Source organism: Actinacidiphila sp. bgisy167 (genome assembly GCF_057707665.1).
This window is the reverse complement of sequence record NZ_JBYIQP010000024.1, coordinates 21,895-36,530: the sequence shown is the minus strand read 5'-3', so window position 1 is coordinate 36,530 and position 14,636 is coordinate 21,895. Positions and strand designations below refer to the sequence as shown.

General features: G+C 71.5%; 11 protein-coding genes. 1 reads left to right on the top strand and 10 read right to left on the bottom strand.

Annotation, left to right across the window (positions count from 1 at the left end):
- Window positions 1-38: 38 nt before the first annotated feature.
- Window positions 39-257 carry a hypothetical protein gene (locus tag AC3ET4_RS12415; protein ID WP_431948766.1) on the bottom strand — a complete coding sequence of 73 codons (219 nt, stop codon included), beginning with the start codon at window positions 255-257 and terminating at the stop codon, window positions 39-41.
- A gap of 153 nt (window positions 258-410) precedes the next feature.
- Between AC3ET4_RS12415 and AC3ET4_RS12410 the strand changes: the two genes are divergently transcribed.
- On the top strand, window positions 411-1,478 hold the full coding sequence (locus AC3ET4_RS12410) for a hypothetical protein (protein ID WP_431948765.1): 1,068 nt from the start codon (window positions 411-413) through the stop codon (window positions 1,476-1,478).
- 471 nt (window positions 1,479-1,949) lie between these two features.
- Here AC3ET4_RS12410 and AC3ET4_RS12405 read toward each other — a convergent pair whose 3' ends face one another.
- The 9 genes from AC3ET4_RS12405 to trpC form a co-directional block, all read right to left on the bottom strand.
- A complete protein-coding gene (locus AC3ET4_RS12405; RefSeq protein ID WP_431948764.1) occupies window positions 1,950-3,410 on the bottom strand; it encodes a glutamate synthase subunit beta in 1,461 nt (486 codons plus the stop codon).
- The gene (gltB, locus tag AC3ET4_RS12400; protein WP_431948802.1) at window positions 3,403-7,989 is read right to left on the bottom strand and encodes a glutamate synthase large subunit; all 4,587 of its coding nucleotides are present in this window, start codon (window positions 7,987-7,989) and stop codon (window positions 3,403-3,405) included. Before gltB ends, AC3ET4_RS12405 begins: the two co-directional genes overlap by 8 nt.
- Before the next feature lie 288 nt (window positions 7,990-8,277).
- Complete coding sequence (locus tag AC3ET4_RS12395) at window positions 8,278-9,051, bottom strand: VIT1/CCC1 transporter family protein (RefSeq protein ID WP_431948763.1); 774 nt, start codon at window positions 9,049-9,051, stop codon at window positions 8,278-8,280.
- 189 nt (window positions 9,052-9,240) lie between these two features.
- Window positions 9,241-10,326: a prolipoprotein diacylglyceryl transferase gene (gene lgt / locus AC3ET4_RS12390; protein WP_431948762.1), complete on the bottom strand. Its 1,086-nt coding sequence runs from the start codon at window positions 10,324-10,326 to the stop codon at window positions 9,241-9,243.
- A gap of 129 nt (window positions 10,327-10,455) precedes the next feature.
- Window positions 10,456-11,292: a DsbA family protein gene (locus tag AC3ET4_RS12385; RefSeq protein ID WP_431948761.1), complete on the bottom strand. Its 837-nt coding sequence runs from the start codon at window positions 11,290-11,292 to the stop codon at window positions 10,456-10,458.
- 75 nt (window positions 11,293-11,367) lie between these two features.
- Window positions 11,368-12,177: a tryptophan synthase subunit alpha gene (gene trpA / locus AC3ET4_RS12380; RefSeq protein WP_431948760.1), complete on the bottom strand. Its 810-nt coding sequence runs from the start codon at window positions 12,175-12,177 to the stop codon at window positions 11,368-11,370.
- A complete protein-coding gene (gene trpB, locus AC3ET4_RS12375) occupies window positions 12,174-13,418 on the bottom strand; it encodes a tryptophan synthase subunit beta (protein ID WP_431948759.1) in 1,245 nt (414 codons plus the stop codon). Before trpB ends, trpA begins: the two co-directional genes overlap by 4 nt.
- 198 nt (window positions 13,419-13,616) lie before the next feature.
- Window positions 13,617-13,754, bottom strand: coding sequence for a tryptophan biosynthesis modulator TrpM (trpM, locus tag AC3ET4_RS12370; protein WP_431948758.1), 138 nt, complete (start codon window positions 13,752-13,754; stop codon window positions 13,617-13,619).
- An 8-nt stretch (window positions 13,755-13,762) separates the two neighbouring features.
- Window positions 13,763-14,572: an indole-3-glycerol phosphate synthase TrpC gene (gene trpC, locus AC3ET4_RS12365; RefSeq protein WP_431948757.1), complete on the bottom strand. Its 810-nt coding sequence runs from the start codon at window positions 14,570-14,572 to the stop codon at window positions 13,763-13,765.
- Window positions 14,573-14,636: the final 64 nt, after the last annotated feature.

Genomic DNA, 14,636 nt, shown 5'->3' with positions numbered 1-14,636 from the left:
GACGACACAATGTCAGCGTTCCGCCTGAATTGTCACGTTCAGGTGCGCCACCAGCGGCGCGGTTCCCCCCTTCCCGCCTTCACCGTCCCGGGCGGGTCCGTACGGGCTCGCAGCAGCGGGTCGCCTTTCCAGTCAGTCCCGGGCGGCACGGCCGAGACCGTGCAGACGCCCACGACGATCAGGGATGCCACTGCTGCGGCGCCGATCCGCACCACGCGGGCGCGACGCCAGCGGCCGATCTCCGCACTGACCAGCACAGCCGCGAGGAGTCCGGTGCCGCCACCATCGGCACGGGGACTTTGTCCACGAGAACCGGCAGCACATGTTCACCAGTTTCGATAGCACGGAGCGGTCCGGAATCTTCGAACGCCGTTGGCCTGATGACACCTATCAGGCCTCGCGCCTAAGGTGTGCCGGTGATCTTCAGAAGGAAGCAGAACGCCGCAGACCTGGCCGCCGTCATCTCAGAGCTGGAGCAGGCAGTGGCCGCTCGCGACGGTGGCCGCACCGAACGTGCGTTCAACGCGGCAGCGAGTGGTCTGCAGTCGGCGACGGACACTGAATGCGTGGCGGTGGGACCCCGGTTGGCCGCGCTACTCCCCGCCTTTCCGCCCACCGGTCCGCGCCCGACGCTGGCGACGATGGCCGGCTTCTGCGTGGAACGGGGTGCCGATCCGGTGGCCTGTGCGGAGCCGGTCCTCGATGGCACCCATCGGGACCTGCTCGATGCCCTGGAGTTCGCCCGCCGCTGGGCCGCCGCCGGCGGTGCCGGGGACGAACTGCCAGAGGCCGACGAGAAGATCATCGACGACGCGCTGATGGCCCGGCTGGGTGGTGAGGCGCACGAGGCGTTGCGGTTGGCGCTGGCCTGGTGCTCGGTCGAGCAGTGGCAACCCCCCGCGCTGGCCGTGCTGTGCCGCAGCACCGAGGTGCGCCGTCGGCACGCATCCACGCTCCTCCCCGCCTGTCGCAACCTGGCGGCCCTGGAGCGGCACGACCTCAAGTGCCTGGCCTACGCGCTGGCGATCCTGGACGACGAGCCCCTGGTGGTGCTGCACCGGCCCACCGGAACCGGGTTCGAAGTGCGCATCAGCGGCATCGGGGACAACTTCCAGTTGCACACGCTGCTCGCCCACGTGCTCGTCGGCGGCGGTCACGTACCCGGCACCGCACCGTCGGCAGAGAGCGTCCGCCTGGCCACGGACCCCGAGCCCGCCCAGGGGCGCACCGGGACCGTCGCGACCGGGGCCTTTGAACTCCTCGCCCCGGACGGAGAGCGGATCTGGAACGAGGGACTACCCGACGACATCCCCGTTGTGGAGGGACGCCGCCTACTCGTGCTGGACGAGCCGATGTATCCGCGCAGTTGGAACGCCGACCGGTTCTTCCCGATGCTCCCCGGGACGGCCGAACTGACTGGTGTGCTGTCCGCCGACGAGGTCCAGACCTGGTTCACCTCCACCTGCTGGACGTCCTGACCCGCTCGCCCGGCGCCACCGCTCGGCGTCGGCTGCTGCCTCGGCCAGAAGTCGGGACTCGGGCCTGGCGTCTATCGAACAAGAAGCGCGCCAGGGTGCTGTCCACATCGCTGAACATCTGCTGTCGATTTCCGTGAGCAGAATCAGTCCCCGATGCTCGAACCGGTGTGCAGACCCGGTCGGCCTCGCCGGCCCCTCGTGGCCCTGCGCCCGGAGGGGATCAAGCTTCACGTGCGGCCCGGGCCTGCGGGAGATCATCACCGCGACCGTGATCGTTTTGTGACCGACTCCCAGGCCGAATCCGGGCGCGGCGGTGCGATGCCGCGGAGCACGCCCAGGAACCCCGTCGGTCGGCGGAGGGAGCACGGTTCCGGGCGGAACGCACTGCGGCGCCCGCCCCCGGTCGGGTGGGGGCGGGCGCCGCGTTCCGTTCCGTACGCCGTTGTACGGGACGTCTGCGAGGTGACGGGGTCAGACCGTCAGCGGGCGATCCGTCGGGCGGATCGGGGCCGGCAGGACGCTCGCGCCGGTGAGGTAGTGGTCCACCGCGCGGGCGGCGGAACGGCCCTCGGCGATGGCCCACACGATCAACGACTGGCCGCGGCCCGCGTCACCGGCGGCGAAGACGCCGTCCACGTTGGTGGCGAAGTCCTTGTCGCGGGCGATGTTGCCGCGTGCGTCGAGCTCCAGGCCCAGCTGCTCGACCAGGCCGTTCTTCTGGTCGGTGCCGGTGAACCCCATGGCGAGGGTGACCAGTTCGGCCGGGATGACCTTCTCCGTGCCGGCCTGCGGCACGAACTTCCCGTCCTGGAACTCGACCTCGACCAGGTGCAGCGCCTTGACGTTGCCGTCCTCGTCGCCCTCGAACCGCACGGTGTTGACGGCGTAGACCCGCTCGCCGCCCTCCTCGTGGGCGGAGGTGACCTTGTAGGTCATCGGCATGGTCGGCCAAGGCTGGTGCGCCGGGCGGTCGTCCGACGGACGCGGCATGATCTCCAGCTGGGTGACCGAGCGAGCGCCCTGGCGGTGCGCGGTGCCGACGCAGTCGGCGCCGGTGTCGCCGCCGCCGATGACGACCACGTGCTTGCCCTCGGCGGAGACCGGCGGGGCGACGTAGTCCCCCTCCTGCACCTTGTTGGCCAGCGGCAGGTACTCCATGGCCTGGTAGACGCCCTTGAGGTCGCGTCCCTCGACCGGCAGGTCGCGCCACTGGGTGGCGCCGGCGGCGATGACGACGGCGTCGTACCGCTTGCGCAGCGTGGCGCCGTCCAGGTCGCGGCCGATCTCGACACCGGTGCGGAACTTGGTGCCCTCCGCGCGCATCTGCTCGATGCGGCGGTTGATGTGCCGCTTCTCCATCTTGAACTCGGGGATGCCGTAGCGCAGCAGACCGCCGATGCGGTCGGCCCGCTCGTACACCGCGACCGTGTGGCCCGCCCGGGTCAGCTGCTGGGCGGCGGCCAGGCCCGCGGGCCCGGAGCCGATGACGGCGACGGTCTTGCCGGAGAGCCGGTCCGGGGGCTGCGGGGTGACGTCCCCGTGGTCCCAGGCCTTGTCGATGATGGTGACCTCGACGTTCTTGATGGTCACCGCGGGCTGGTTGATGCCGAGCACGCAGGCCGACTCGCACGGCGCCGGGCAGAGGCGGCCGGTGAACTCCGGGAAGTTGTTGGTCGCGTGCAGGCGCTCGCTGGCGGCCTTCCAGTCCTCGCGGTAGGCGTAGTCGTTCCACTCGGGGATCAGGTTCCCCAGCGGGCAGCCGTTGTGGCAGAAGGGGATGCCGCAGTCCATGCAGCGTCCGGCCTGCTTGGTGATGATCGGCAGCAGCCCGCCCGGAACGTAGACCTCGTTCCAGTCCTGCTTGCGCTCCTCGACCGGACGGGTCGGAGCGGTCTCGCGGGGCGTGGTGAGGAAGCCCTTCGGGTCAGCCATGTGCCGCCTCCATCATCTTCGCGACGGTCTCGGACTCGGAGAGCCCGGCTTGCTCGGCGGCGTACTTGGCGGCGAGCACTGCCTTGTAGTCCCTCGGCATGACCTTGCCGAAGCGGGTGAGGGTGCGGCCCCAGTCGGCGAGCAGGCGCTCGGCGACGGTGGAGCCGGTCTCCTCCTGGTGGCGGCGCACCACGTCGTGCAGCCACTTGATGTCGTCGGCGTCCAGTTCCTCGACCTGCACCATTCCGGTGTTGACGTTGCGCGGGTCGAGGTCGAGGACGTACGCGATGCCGCCGGACATGCCGGCCGCGAAGTTGCGGCCCGTCGGGCCGAGGACGACCGCGCGGCCGCCGGTCATGTACTCGCAGCCGTGGTCGCCCACGCCCTCGGACACGACGGTGGCGCCGGAGTTGCGGACGCAGAAGCGCTCGCCGGTGGTGCCGCGCAGGAACAGCTCACCGCCGGTGGCGCCGTAGGCGATGGTGTTGCCGGCGATGGTCGAGTACTCGGCCAGGTGGTCGGCGCCCCGGTCGGGACGGATGATCACCCGGCCGCCGGACAGGCCCTTGCCGACGTAGTCGTTGGCATCGCCCTCCAGGCGGAGCGTGATGCCCCTGGGAAGGAAAGCGCCGAAGGACTGGCCGGCCGAGCCGGTCAGGGTGATGTCGATGGTGTCGTCGGGCAGGCCCGCGCCGCCGTACCTCTTGGTCACCTCGTGGCCGAGCATGGTGCCGACCGTGCGGTTGACGTTGCGGACCTTGACCTGGGCGCGGACGGGGTCGCCGCCCACCAGGGCGTCCTCGGCGAGCGCGATGAGCTCGTTGTCGAGCGCCTTCTCCAGGCCGTGGTCCTGGTCGGTGGTGCGGTGCAGGGCCGCGCCCTCGGGCAGCTCGGGCACGTGCAGGAGCGGGGCCAGGTCCAGGCCCTGGGCCTTCCAGTGGTCGACCGCGGCGGTGGCGTCGATCAGCTCGGCGTGGCCGACGGCCTCCTCGATCGAGCGGAAGCCCAGCTCGGCGAGGAGCTCGCGGACCTCCTGGGCGATGAACTCGAAGAAGTTCACCACGTACTCGGCCTTGCCGGAGAAGCGCTCGCGCAGCACCGGGTTCTGGGTGGCGATGCCGACCGGACAGGTGTCCAGGTGGCACACCCGCATCATCACGCAGCCGGAGACGACCAGCGGGGCGGTCGCAAAGCCGAACTCCTCGGCTCCCAGCAGGGCGGCGATGACGACGTCGCGGCCGGTCTTCAGCTGGCCGTCGGTCTGCACCACGATGCGGTCGCGCAGCCCGTTGAGCAGCAGCGTCTGCTGGGTCTCGGCCAGGCCCAGCTCCCAGGGGCCGCCCGCGTGCTTCAGCGAGGTCAGCGGGGAGGCGCCGGTGCCGCCGTCGTGGCCGGAGATCAGCACGACGTCCGCGTGCGCCTTGGAGACGCCCGCCGCGACCGTGCCGACGCCGACCTCGGAGACCAGCTTCACGTGGATGCGGGCCCGCGGGTTGGCGTTCTTCAGGTCGTGGATGAGCTGCGCGAGGTCCTCGATGGAGTAGATGTCGTGGTGCGGCGGCGGCGAGATCAGGCCGACGCCGGGGGTGCTGTGCCGGGTCCTGGCCACCCACGGGTAGACCTTGTGGCCGGGCAGCTGGCCGCCCTCGCCGGGCTTGGCGCCCTGGGCCATCTTGATCTGGATGTCGTCGGCGTTGACCAGGTACTCCGAGGTGACGCCGAAGCGGCCGGAGGCCACCTGCTTGATCGCGGAGCGGCGCGCTGGGTCGTACAGGCGGTCCGGGTCCTCGCCGCCCTCGCCGGTGTTGGACTTGCCACCCAGCTGGTTCATCGCGATGGCCAGCGTCTCGTGCGCCTCACGCGAGATGGAGCCGTACGACATGGCGCCGGTGGAGAAGCGCTTGACGATCTCGGAGACCGGCTCGACCTCGTCGACCGGGATCGGGGCGCGCTCGCCGTCCTTGAGCCGGAACAGGCCGCGCAGCGTCATCAGACGCTCGGACTGCTCGTTCACCCGGTCCGTGTACTGCTTGAAGATGTCGTAGCGGCGCGAGCGGGTGGCGTGCTGCAGCCGGAAGACCGTCTCCGGGTCGAACAGGTGCGGCTCGCCCTCGCGGCGCCACTGGTACTCGCCGCCGATCTCCAGGCGGCGGTGCGCCGGGGCGATGCCGGAGGCGGGGTAGGCCTTGGCGTGCCGGGCCGCGACCTCCTTGGCGATCACGTCGATCCCGGCGCCGCCGATCTTGGTGGTGGTGCCGTGGAAGTAGGTGTCGACGAAGTCGGCGTCCAGGCCGATGGCCTCGAAGACCTGCGCGCCGCGGTAGGAGGCGACGGTGGAGATGCCCATCTTGGACATCACCTTCAGCACGCCCTTGCCCAGCGCCTTGATCAGGTTCCTGATGGCGACCTCGGGCTCGAGGCCCGAGATGAAGGTGCCCGCGCGCAGCAGGTCCTCGACCGACTCCATCGCGAGGTAGGGGTTGACCGCCGCGGCGCCGTAGCCGATGAGCAGCGCGACGTGGTGCACCTCGCGCACGTCGCCGGCCTCGACCAGCAGGCCCACCTGGGTGCGCTGCTTGGTGCGGATGAGGTGGTGGTGGACGGCGGAGGTCAGCAGCAGCGACGGGATCGGCGCGTGCTCGGCGTCCGAGTGCCGGTCGGAGAGCACGATCAGCCGGGCGCCGTCCTCTATGGCGTCGTCCGCCTCCGCGCAGATCTCGGCGAGCCGCGCGGCCAGCGCCTCGCCGCCGCCGGAGACCCGGTACAGGCCGGACAGGGTCGCGGCCTTGAGGCCGGGCAGGTCGCCGTCGGCGTTGATGTGGATGAGCTTGGCCAGCTCGTCGTTGTCGATCACCGGGAACGGCAGGGTGATGTTGCGGCAGGAGGCCGGCGAGGGCTCCAGCAAGTTGCCGGACGGGCCGACGGCGCTGATCAGGGAGGTGACCAGCTCCTCGCGGATGGCGTCCAGCGGCGGGTTGGTGACCTGCGCGAACAGCTGGGTGAAGTAGTCGAAGAGCAGCCGGGGGCGCTCGGACAGCGCCGCGATCGGCGAGTCGGTGCCCATGGACCCCAGCGGCTCACCGCCGGTCTTGGCCATGGGCGCCAGGATGATCCGCAGCTCCTCCTCGGTGTACCCGAAGGTCTGCTGGCGGCGGGTGACCGAGGCGTGGGTGTGCACGATGTGCTCGCGCTCGGGCAGGTCGTTGAGGTGGATCAGGCCCGCGTCCAGCCACTCCTCGTAGGGGTGCTCGGCGGCGAGCTGCGCCTTGATCTCGTCGTCCTCGATGATCCGGTGCCGGGCCGTGTCGACCAGGAACATCTTCCCGGGCTGCAGCCGGCCCTTGCGCACGACCCGGTCCGGGGCGACGTCGTCCAGCACGCCGGACTCGGAGGCGAGCACGACCAGGCCGTCGTCGGTGACCCAGTAGCGACCGGGGCGCAGGCCGTTGCGGTCCAGGACGGCTCCGACGACGGAGCCGTCGGTGAAGGTCACGCAGGCCGGGCCGTCCCAGGGCTCCATCAGCGTGGAGTGGTACTGGTAGAAGGCGCGGCGGGCCGGGTCCATGGAGTCGTGGTTCTCCCACGCCTCGGGGATCATCATCAGCACGCTGTGCGGCAGCGAGCGCCCACCCAGGTGGAGCAGCTCCAGCACCTCGTCGAAGGTCGCCGTGTCGGAGGCGTCCGGGGTGCACACCGGGAAGATCCGCTCCAGGTCCCCGCCCAGGAGCTTCGAGGCGAGCTGCGACTCGCGGGCCCGCATCCAGTTGCGGTTGCCCTTGACGGTGTTGATCTCACCGTTGTGGGCGACGAAGCGGTAGGGGTGGGCCAGCGGCCAGCTGGGGAAGGTGTTGGTGGAGAACCGGGAGTGCACCAGGGCGATCGCGGTGGCGATGCGCTCGTCGGACAGGTCCGGGAAGAAGGGCTCGAGCTGTCCGGTGGTGAGCATGCCCTTGTAGACGAGCGTGCGCGCCGACAGCGACGGGAAGTAGACGTCCGCCTCGCGCTCGGCGCGCTTGCGCAGCACGAAGGCCGGGCGGTCGAGGTCGATGCCGGAGCGCGTGCCCTCCGCGTCCGCGACGAAGAGCTGGGCGAAGCGCGGCATCGTCGAGCGCGCCGTGGCGCCGAGATCGTCGGGGCATGTCGGCACCTCGCGCCAGCCGAGGACGGCGAGGCCCTCCTCGACGGCCAGCCGCTCGATGGACTCGACGGCCTTGCGGCGGTCCTCGTCCTCGACGGGCAGGAAGGCCGTGCCGACCGCGTACGCGCCGGCGGCGGGCAGGTCGAAGTCGGCGACCGCCCTCAGGAACGCGTCCGGGACCTGCATCAGGATGCCCGCGCCGTCGCCGGAGTCCGGCTCGGAGCCCGTGGCTCCCCGGTGCTCCAGGTTGCGCAGCACGGTCAGCGCCTGCTTCACGAGCGCGTGGTCCGCCTCGCCTGTGAGGGTGGCCACGAAGCCGACGCCGCAGGCGTCGTGCTCGTTGCGGGGGTCGTACATCCCCTGGGGGGCGGGACGCCCGTCCATGCGCGACCGTCCGGAACCGGAGCCGGTGGCCTGGGGGTGCGTGGACGCGGAACGCATCGGCTCTCCCGTCGTCGTCATCTGGCATATGACATGCGCACTAGGGACGACGTTGGCCCTCTGCGATTTCGTGCAGGTTACATGATGGCCGGATGGCCGAAAAGTGGATAGCCAGTTCCATCATGTGGACTAAGCAACGCTACGAGCAGGCAGTTCAGGGCCAGCATCGCTCACGTGAGACGCAGGCGACACTGCCCGCGGCCACAGACTGATGCCCTTAATCAGTCGCGCTGAAACGAGCGGTTAACACGTGGCTTGCGACGGGCGGCTGTTCGTCCGGCCGGCTGCTCAGCCGACGGCGGTGCCGAACAACGCGCCCAGAACGAAGGTAACCCCGGCGGCGGCTCCGCCCAAGACGAGCTGCCGCAGTCCGCTGAACCACCAGCTGCGCGCCGTCACACGCGCCACAGCGGCCCCGCAGAGGAAGAGGCCGGCCAGGGCGACGAGCACCGCGGGCCAGACCACCGTCGCACCGAACAGGTACGGGAGCACCGGCAGCAGGGCGCCCATGCCGAAGGACAGGAACGAGGAACCGGCCGCGACCAGCGGCGAGGGCAGGTCGGTCGGGTCGACGCCCAGCTCCTCGCGGGCGTGGATCTCGAGGGCCTGCTCCGGATCACGGGACATCTGCCGGGCCACCTCTTCGGCCAGCTCCGGCTCGACGCCCCGGGCGACGTACAGCGCGGCCAGTTCGCGCAGCTCGTCCTGGGGGTTGCGGCGCAGCTCCAGCCGCTCGACGGCCAGCTCCGCCTGGACCAGCTCCCGCTGGGAGGCGACCGAGGTGTACTCGCCCGCGGCCATCGAGAAGGCACCCGCCGCGAGCCCCGCCAATCCGGTGACCACGATGGCGGAGGGGGCCATGTTGCCGCCGGCGACGCCGGTCATCAGCGCCAGGTTCGACACCAGACCGTCCATCGCCCCGAACACGGCCGGCCTCAGCCAGCAGCCGTTCACGTCCCGGTGGGTGTGGTGCGCCACATGGTACGGCGCGGCCTGGTCGTCCTCCCCCGGCTTCCGCTCAGGGGAGGTGCCCAGTGCGGTGTGCTCCACGGCTGACGACATGGTCGAGACGCTCCTTTCCGGGGACGGCGCTCCCCGCCCCGCTCCCCCGAACGCCTCGACCGTACGCTCGAATTTCCTGCGTTTCCAGCAAGGAAAGCCTGCCTTACCTGCGAAAACGCCGTCGGCGGGAAACGCCGCGGCCGCGGCCACCAGGCGGTGACGGCGGCCGCGGAACGCGCCACGCGGGCGTCAGAGGTTCTTGGCGGGCTTGGCCTCGGCGTCGACGGGGACGGGAGCGGCGTCCTTGCCGTCCTTCCCGCCCGCGTCCTCGGCGTCGTCCACCTCGGCGTCGGCCACCCTGGCGACGACCTTCTCTGCGTCGTCCACCTCGGCGTCGGCCACCTTGGCGTCGGCCACCTCGGCGTCGGCCACCTTGGCGTCGTCCACCTCGGCGTCGGCCTCGTCGGGGCCCGCGTCCTCCCCGGAGGCCCCGCCCGCAGCGACGGCCGCGGGCTCGACGACCTCCTCACGCCCCGGTCGCAGCTTCGCCGAGACCACGATGTAGGCCACGGCGGCGACGAAGACCAGGATCGACGTCCAGTCGTTCAGCCGAAGGCCGAGCACATGGTGTGCGTCGTCGACGCGCAGGTACTCGATCCAGAAGCGCCCGACGGTGTAGGCCGCGACATAGAGCGCGAAGGCGCGGCCGTGGCCCAGCTTGAAGCGCCGGTCGGCCCAGATGACCAGCAGGGCGACGCCGACGCACCACAGCGACTCGTACAGGAAGGTCGGATGGTAGGTCGCGACGTCCAGGCTGTCGGCCGGCCGGTGGACGCTGTCGATCTTCAGCGCCCAGGGCAGATCGGTGGGACGCCCGTAGAGCTCCTGGTTGAACCAGTTGCCCCAGCGGCCGATGGCCTGGGCGAAAGCGATGCCGGGCGCCACTGCGTCGGCGTACGCGGGCAGCGAGATGCCGCGGCGCCGGCACGCGATCCAGGCGCCGAGGGCGCCCAGGGCGATGGCGCCCCAGATGCCGAGGCCGCCCTCCCAGACCTTGAACGCGCCGACCCAGTCCTTGCCCTCGCCGAAATAGAGCTCGTAACTGGTGATCACGTGGTAGAGGCGGCCTCCGACCAGGCCGAACGGAACCGCCCAGACGGCGATGTCCGCGACCGTGGTCTTCAGTCCGCCGCGGGCGGCCCATCGCCTGCCTCCGAGCCACACGGCCACGAAGACACCGATGATGATGCAGAAGGCGTAGCCGCGCAGAGGGATGGGGCCCAGGTGGATGACCCCACGCGACGGGCTGGGAATGAATGCGAGTTCGAGTTCCATGGCACCTCCGACGCTACCGTGCCGGGCGGCTGCGGCGGGGACCCGCCCGGCAACGGCTGGATAACAGGCGGCGCTCTCAGCCGGTCCGCGGGGCCACGGCGGGCCCCCGGCGGCGGCCGGGCCGCTCGCCTATCCCGGCGAGTCCGAGGCGCTCGGCGGGGTGGCGCCCTGGGTCTCGGTGCCGGGCTTCTTGCCCTTGTTGGCCTCGGTGACCAGCTGCTTGAGCCGGTCCGCGGTCAGGTTGGGCTGCCCCTGGGCGAGGAGGTTGGTGCCGCCCAGCAGGATGGTGGGCGTGGAGTTGAAGCCGGCGGCTCCGAAGGCCTCGTTGTTGGCGTTCACCCAGTCGTCGTACGTGCCGTCCTTCACGCAGGTGGTGAAGGCGGAGTTCTTGAGGCCCGGCACCTTGCCCGCCAGTTCCAGCAGGAAGTTCTTGTCCGCGAAGCGGTCGTCGGTCTCCTCCGGCTGGTTCTCGTACAGGACGTCGTGGAAGGCGCGGAACTTGCCCTCGTCCTGCGCGCAGGCCGCGGCGTTGGCGGCGTTGAGCGAGCCCTTGCCGCCCAGGTTCCCGTCGATGAGCCGGACGAGGTGGTATTCGACCTTGAGCTGCCCGTCGTCCTGGAGGCCGTGGACGGTGTCGCGGAGCTCCTTCTCGTAGGCCGCGCAGGCCGGGCAGCGGAAGTCCTCGTACACGGTCAGGGTGGACGGCGCGTCGCTCGCGCCGTTGGGAAGGGCCAGCTTGTCCTTGCCGGTCGCGCCCGCCGGGGTGACGGCCGGGGCTCCCGCACCGCTGCCGCCGTCGCTGCCCGACACGACCACTCCGATGACCGCTCCGATCGCCAGGACGCCCACGACGGAGCCCGCGACGATCAGCGTCCTCTTGCGCTTCTGCCGGCGCTGGTCGTGGGCGCGCTGCTCCTGCAGCCGTTCCCGGGCAGTGCGCTTTCCTTCACGGTTCTTCTCGCTCACACCCAGGGACAACGAACCGGGGGCACGCTCGCGCGTACCCCCGGCCCATGTTTCCCCCGGAAGAGTGAGGTAGCGCTACCGGCGGACGCCCCGGGCGAGGTCCGCCGCCAGTTCGCGTACGCCGGCGAGGCCCTGCTCCAGGTCCGGCGCGTCCAGCAGCCGCTTGACGAACGCCGAGCCGACGATCACCCCGTCCGCGAAGCCGGCCACCTCGGCCGCCTGGGCGGCGTTGGAGACGCCGAGGCCCACGCAGACCGGCAGTTCGGTCTGCGCGCGGGTGCGCCGCACCAGGTCGGCCGCCTCGGCGCCGACGCTCTCGCGGGTGCCGGTGACCCCCATGAGCGAGGCCGCGTAGACGAAGCCCGTGCCCGCCGCCGTGATCTTGGCCAGCCGCTCGTCGCGGCTGCTCGGGGCGACCACGAACACGGTGGCGAGGCCGTGCTGCTCGGCGGCCTTCCGCCACGCCTCGGACTCCTCCACCGGCAGGTCCGGCAGGATGCAGCCCGCGCCTCCGGCCTCCGCGAGCCCGGCCGCGAAGCGCTCGGCGCCGTAGCGGTCGACCGGGTTCCAGTAGGTCATGACCAGGATCGGCTTCCCGGTCGCGGCGTGTGCCTCGCGCACCGTGCGCAGTACGTCCTTGATCCGCACGCCGCCGCGCAGGGCGATGTCGTCCGCCGTCTGGATGACCGGGCCGTCCAGCACGGGGTCGCTGTGCGGCAGGCCGATCTCGACGACGTCGGCGCCGCCCTCCAGGGCGGCCTTCGCCGCCTCGATGCCGCCCTCCACGGTCGGGAAGCCCGCCGGGAGGTAGGCCACCAGGGCGGCGCGTCCCTCGGCCCTGGCCCCGGCCAGGGTCCGGTCCAGCAACTCGAGCTGCCCGCTCACCGCTGTGCTCCTTCAGCCTCGTCGTACAGCCCGAAGTAGCGGGCGGCCGTGTCCATGTCCTTGTCGCCGCGCCCGGAGAGGTTGACCAGCACCAGGCCCTTCTCGCCGAGTTCCCGGCCGGCGTGCAGAGCGCCCGCGAGGGCGTGGGCGCTCTCGATGGCCGGGATGACGCCCTCCGTGCGGGAGAGCAGCCGCAGCGCCTGCATCGCCTCGTCGTCGGTGACCGGGCGGTACTCCGCGCGTCCGGTCTCCTTCAGATAGGCGTGTTCTGGCCCGATGCCGGGGTAGTCCAGCCCGGCCGAGATCGAGTACGGCTCGGTGATCTGGCCCTCGTCGTCCTGCAGGACGTAACTGCGGGAGCCGTGCAGGATGCCGGGCTCCCCGACGGTCAGCGTCGCCGCGTGCTCGCCGGTCTCCACACCGTGGCCGGCCGCCTCCAGTCCCAGCAGGCGCACGCCCTCGTCCGGGAGGAAGGCGTGGAAGAGGCCGATCGCGTTGGAGCCGCCGCCCACGCACGCGGCGACCACGTCCGGCAGCCTGCCGGCGCGCTCGAGGATCTGGCGGCGCGCCTCGACGCCGATGACGCGGTGGAAGTCGCGCACCATCGCCGGGAACGGGTGCGGACCCGCCACCGTGCCGAACAGGTAGTGGGTGCGGTCGACGTTGGCGACCCAGTCGCGGAACGCCTCGTTGATCGCGTCCTTCAGGGTGCGGCTGCCGGACTTCACGGGGACGACCTCGGCGCCGAGGATGCGCATGCGGGCCACGTTGAGCGCCTGGCGCTCGGTGTCGACCTCGCCCATGTAGATGGTGCACTCCAGGCCGAACAGGGCGCAGGCGGTGGCGGTGGCCACGCCGTGCTGGCCGGCGCCGGTCTCGGCGATGACCCGGGTCTTGCCCATGCGCTTGGTGAGCAGCGCCTGGCCCAGCACGTTGTTGATCTTGTGTGAGCCGGTGTGGTTGAGGTCCTCCCGCTTGAGGAATACCCGTGCCCCGCCGGCGTGCTCCGCGAACCGCGGCACCTCCGTGAGCGGGCTGGGACGGCCGGTGTAGTGCACCAGCAGGTCGTTCAGCTCCGCGGCGAAGGCGGGATCGGACTTCGCCTTGTCGTACTCCACGGCGACCTCGTCCACGGCGGCGACCAGCGCCTCCGGGATGAACTTGCCGCCGAACCGGCCGAAGTAGCCCTCGGCGCTGGGAACCCGGCCCTCGGGGTCGGGGATGAAGAAGTCTGCGGACATGACGTTCTCGGCTCCTTCGGGGGCGCGGGCACGGGCCCCCGTGGTCTCGCGTACCAGTGGTCTCGTCACGGCGCGGCGGCACGGCGGGCGCCGCCGGCGGCATGGGCGCGCGTCCGCCACCGGAGGGCACGGCCGGACGGCCACCGGCGGGACGCCGGTGGGCACGGCCGCGCCCGGATCAGTGGGCGGGCGCCGCCCTCAGCGCCATCGGCGCCCGTTGATCTGACCCGGCTCGCAGCCGATGTGGTAGCGCACGCGGCGACCGAGGACGCGCCGCGCGGGCGCGCGGCAGCCACGGGGCCGACAGCCCCGGGCCAGTCGCGCGTAAGCCGTCATGGCGCCGGTCAGCCCCGTCCGTGGCGCAGCGCGGGGTGCGCGCCGGCGGCGACCAGGTCGGCGACGGCCGCCTTGGGGTCGCGGCCGGTCACCAGGGACTCGCCGACGAGCACCGCGTCGGCGCCCTCGTTGGCGTAGGCGATGAGGTCGTGCGGGCCGCGGACGCCGGACTCGGCCACCTTGACGATGTGGTCCGGGATCTCCGGGGCGACCCGGGCGAAGGTGCCGCGGTCGACCTCGAGGGTCTTGAGGTTGCGAGCGTTGACGCCGATGACGCGGGCGCCGGCGTCGACGGCCCGCGCGACCTCCTCCTCGTCGTGCACCTCGACCAGCGGGGTGAGCCCGATGGACTCGGCCCGCTCGATGAGGGAGACCAGCGCGTCCTGCTCCAGGGCCGCGACGATCAGCAGCGCCAGGTCGGCCCCGTAGGCGCGGGCCTCCCAGAGCTGGTAGGCGGTGACGATGAAGTCTTTGCGCAGCACGGGGACGTCCACCTTGCCGCGGACGGCCTCCAGGTCGGCAAGCGAGCCGCCGAAGCGGCGCTGCTCGGTGAGGACCGAGATGACGGCGGCGCCGCCCGCCTCGTAGTCGGCGGCCAAGCCCGCGGGGTCGGCGATGGCCGCGAGGGCGCCTTTGGAGGGGCTGGACCGCTTGACCTCGCAGATGACCTTGACGCTGTCCCCGCGCAGGGCTGCCACGCCGTCCTTCGCGTCGCGCGCCTTCGCCGCCCGCTCCTTGAGCTCCTCGAGGGAGGTTCGGGCCTGCCGCTCGGCGAGGTCCTCGCGGACTCCGTCGATGATCTCGTCGAGCACACTCACGCGACCGGACCCCTTCCACACCGAAACGATCAAGCCAGTGAGATGTTCCACCGGCACTGCGATG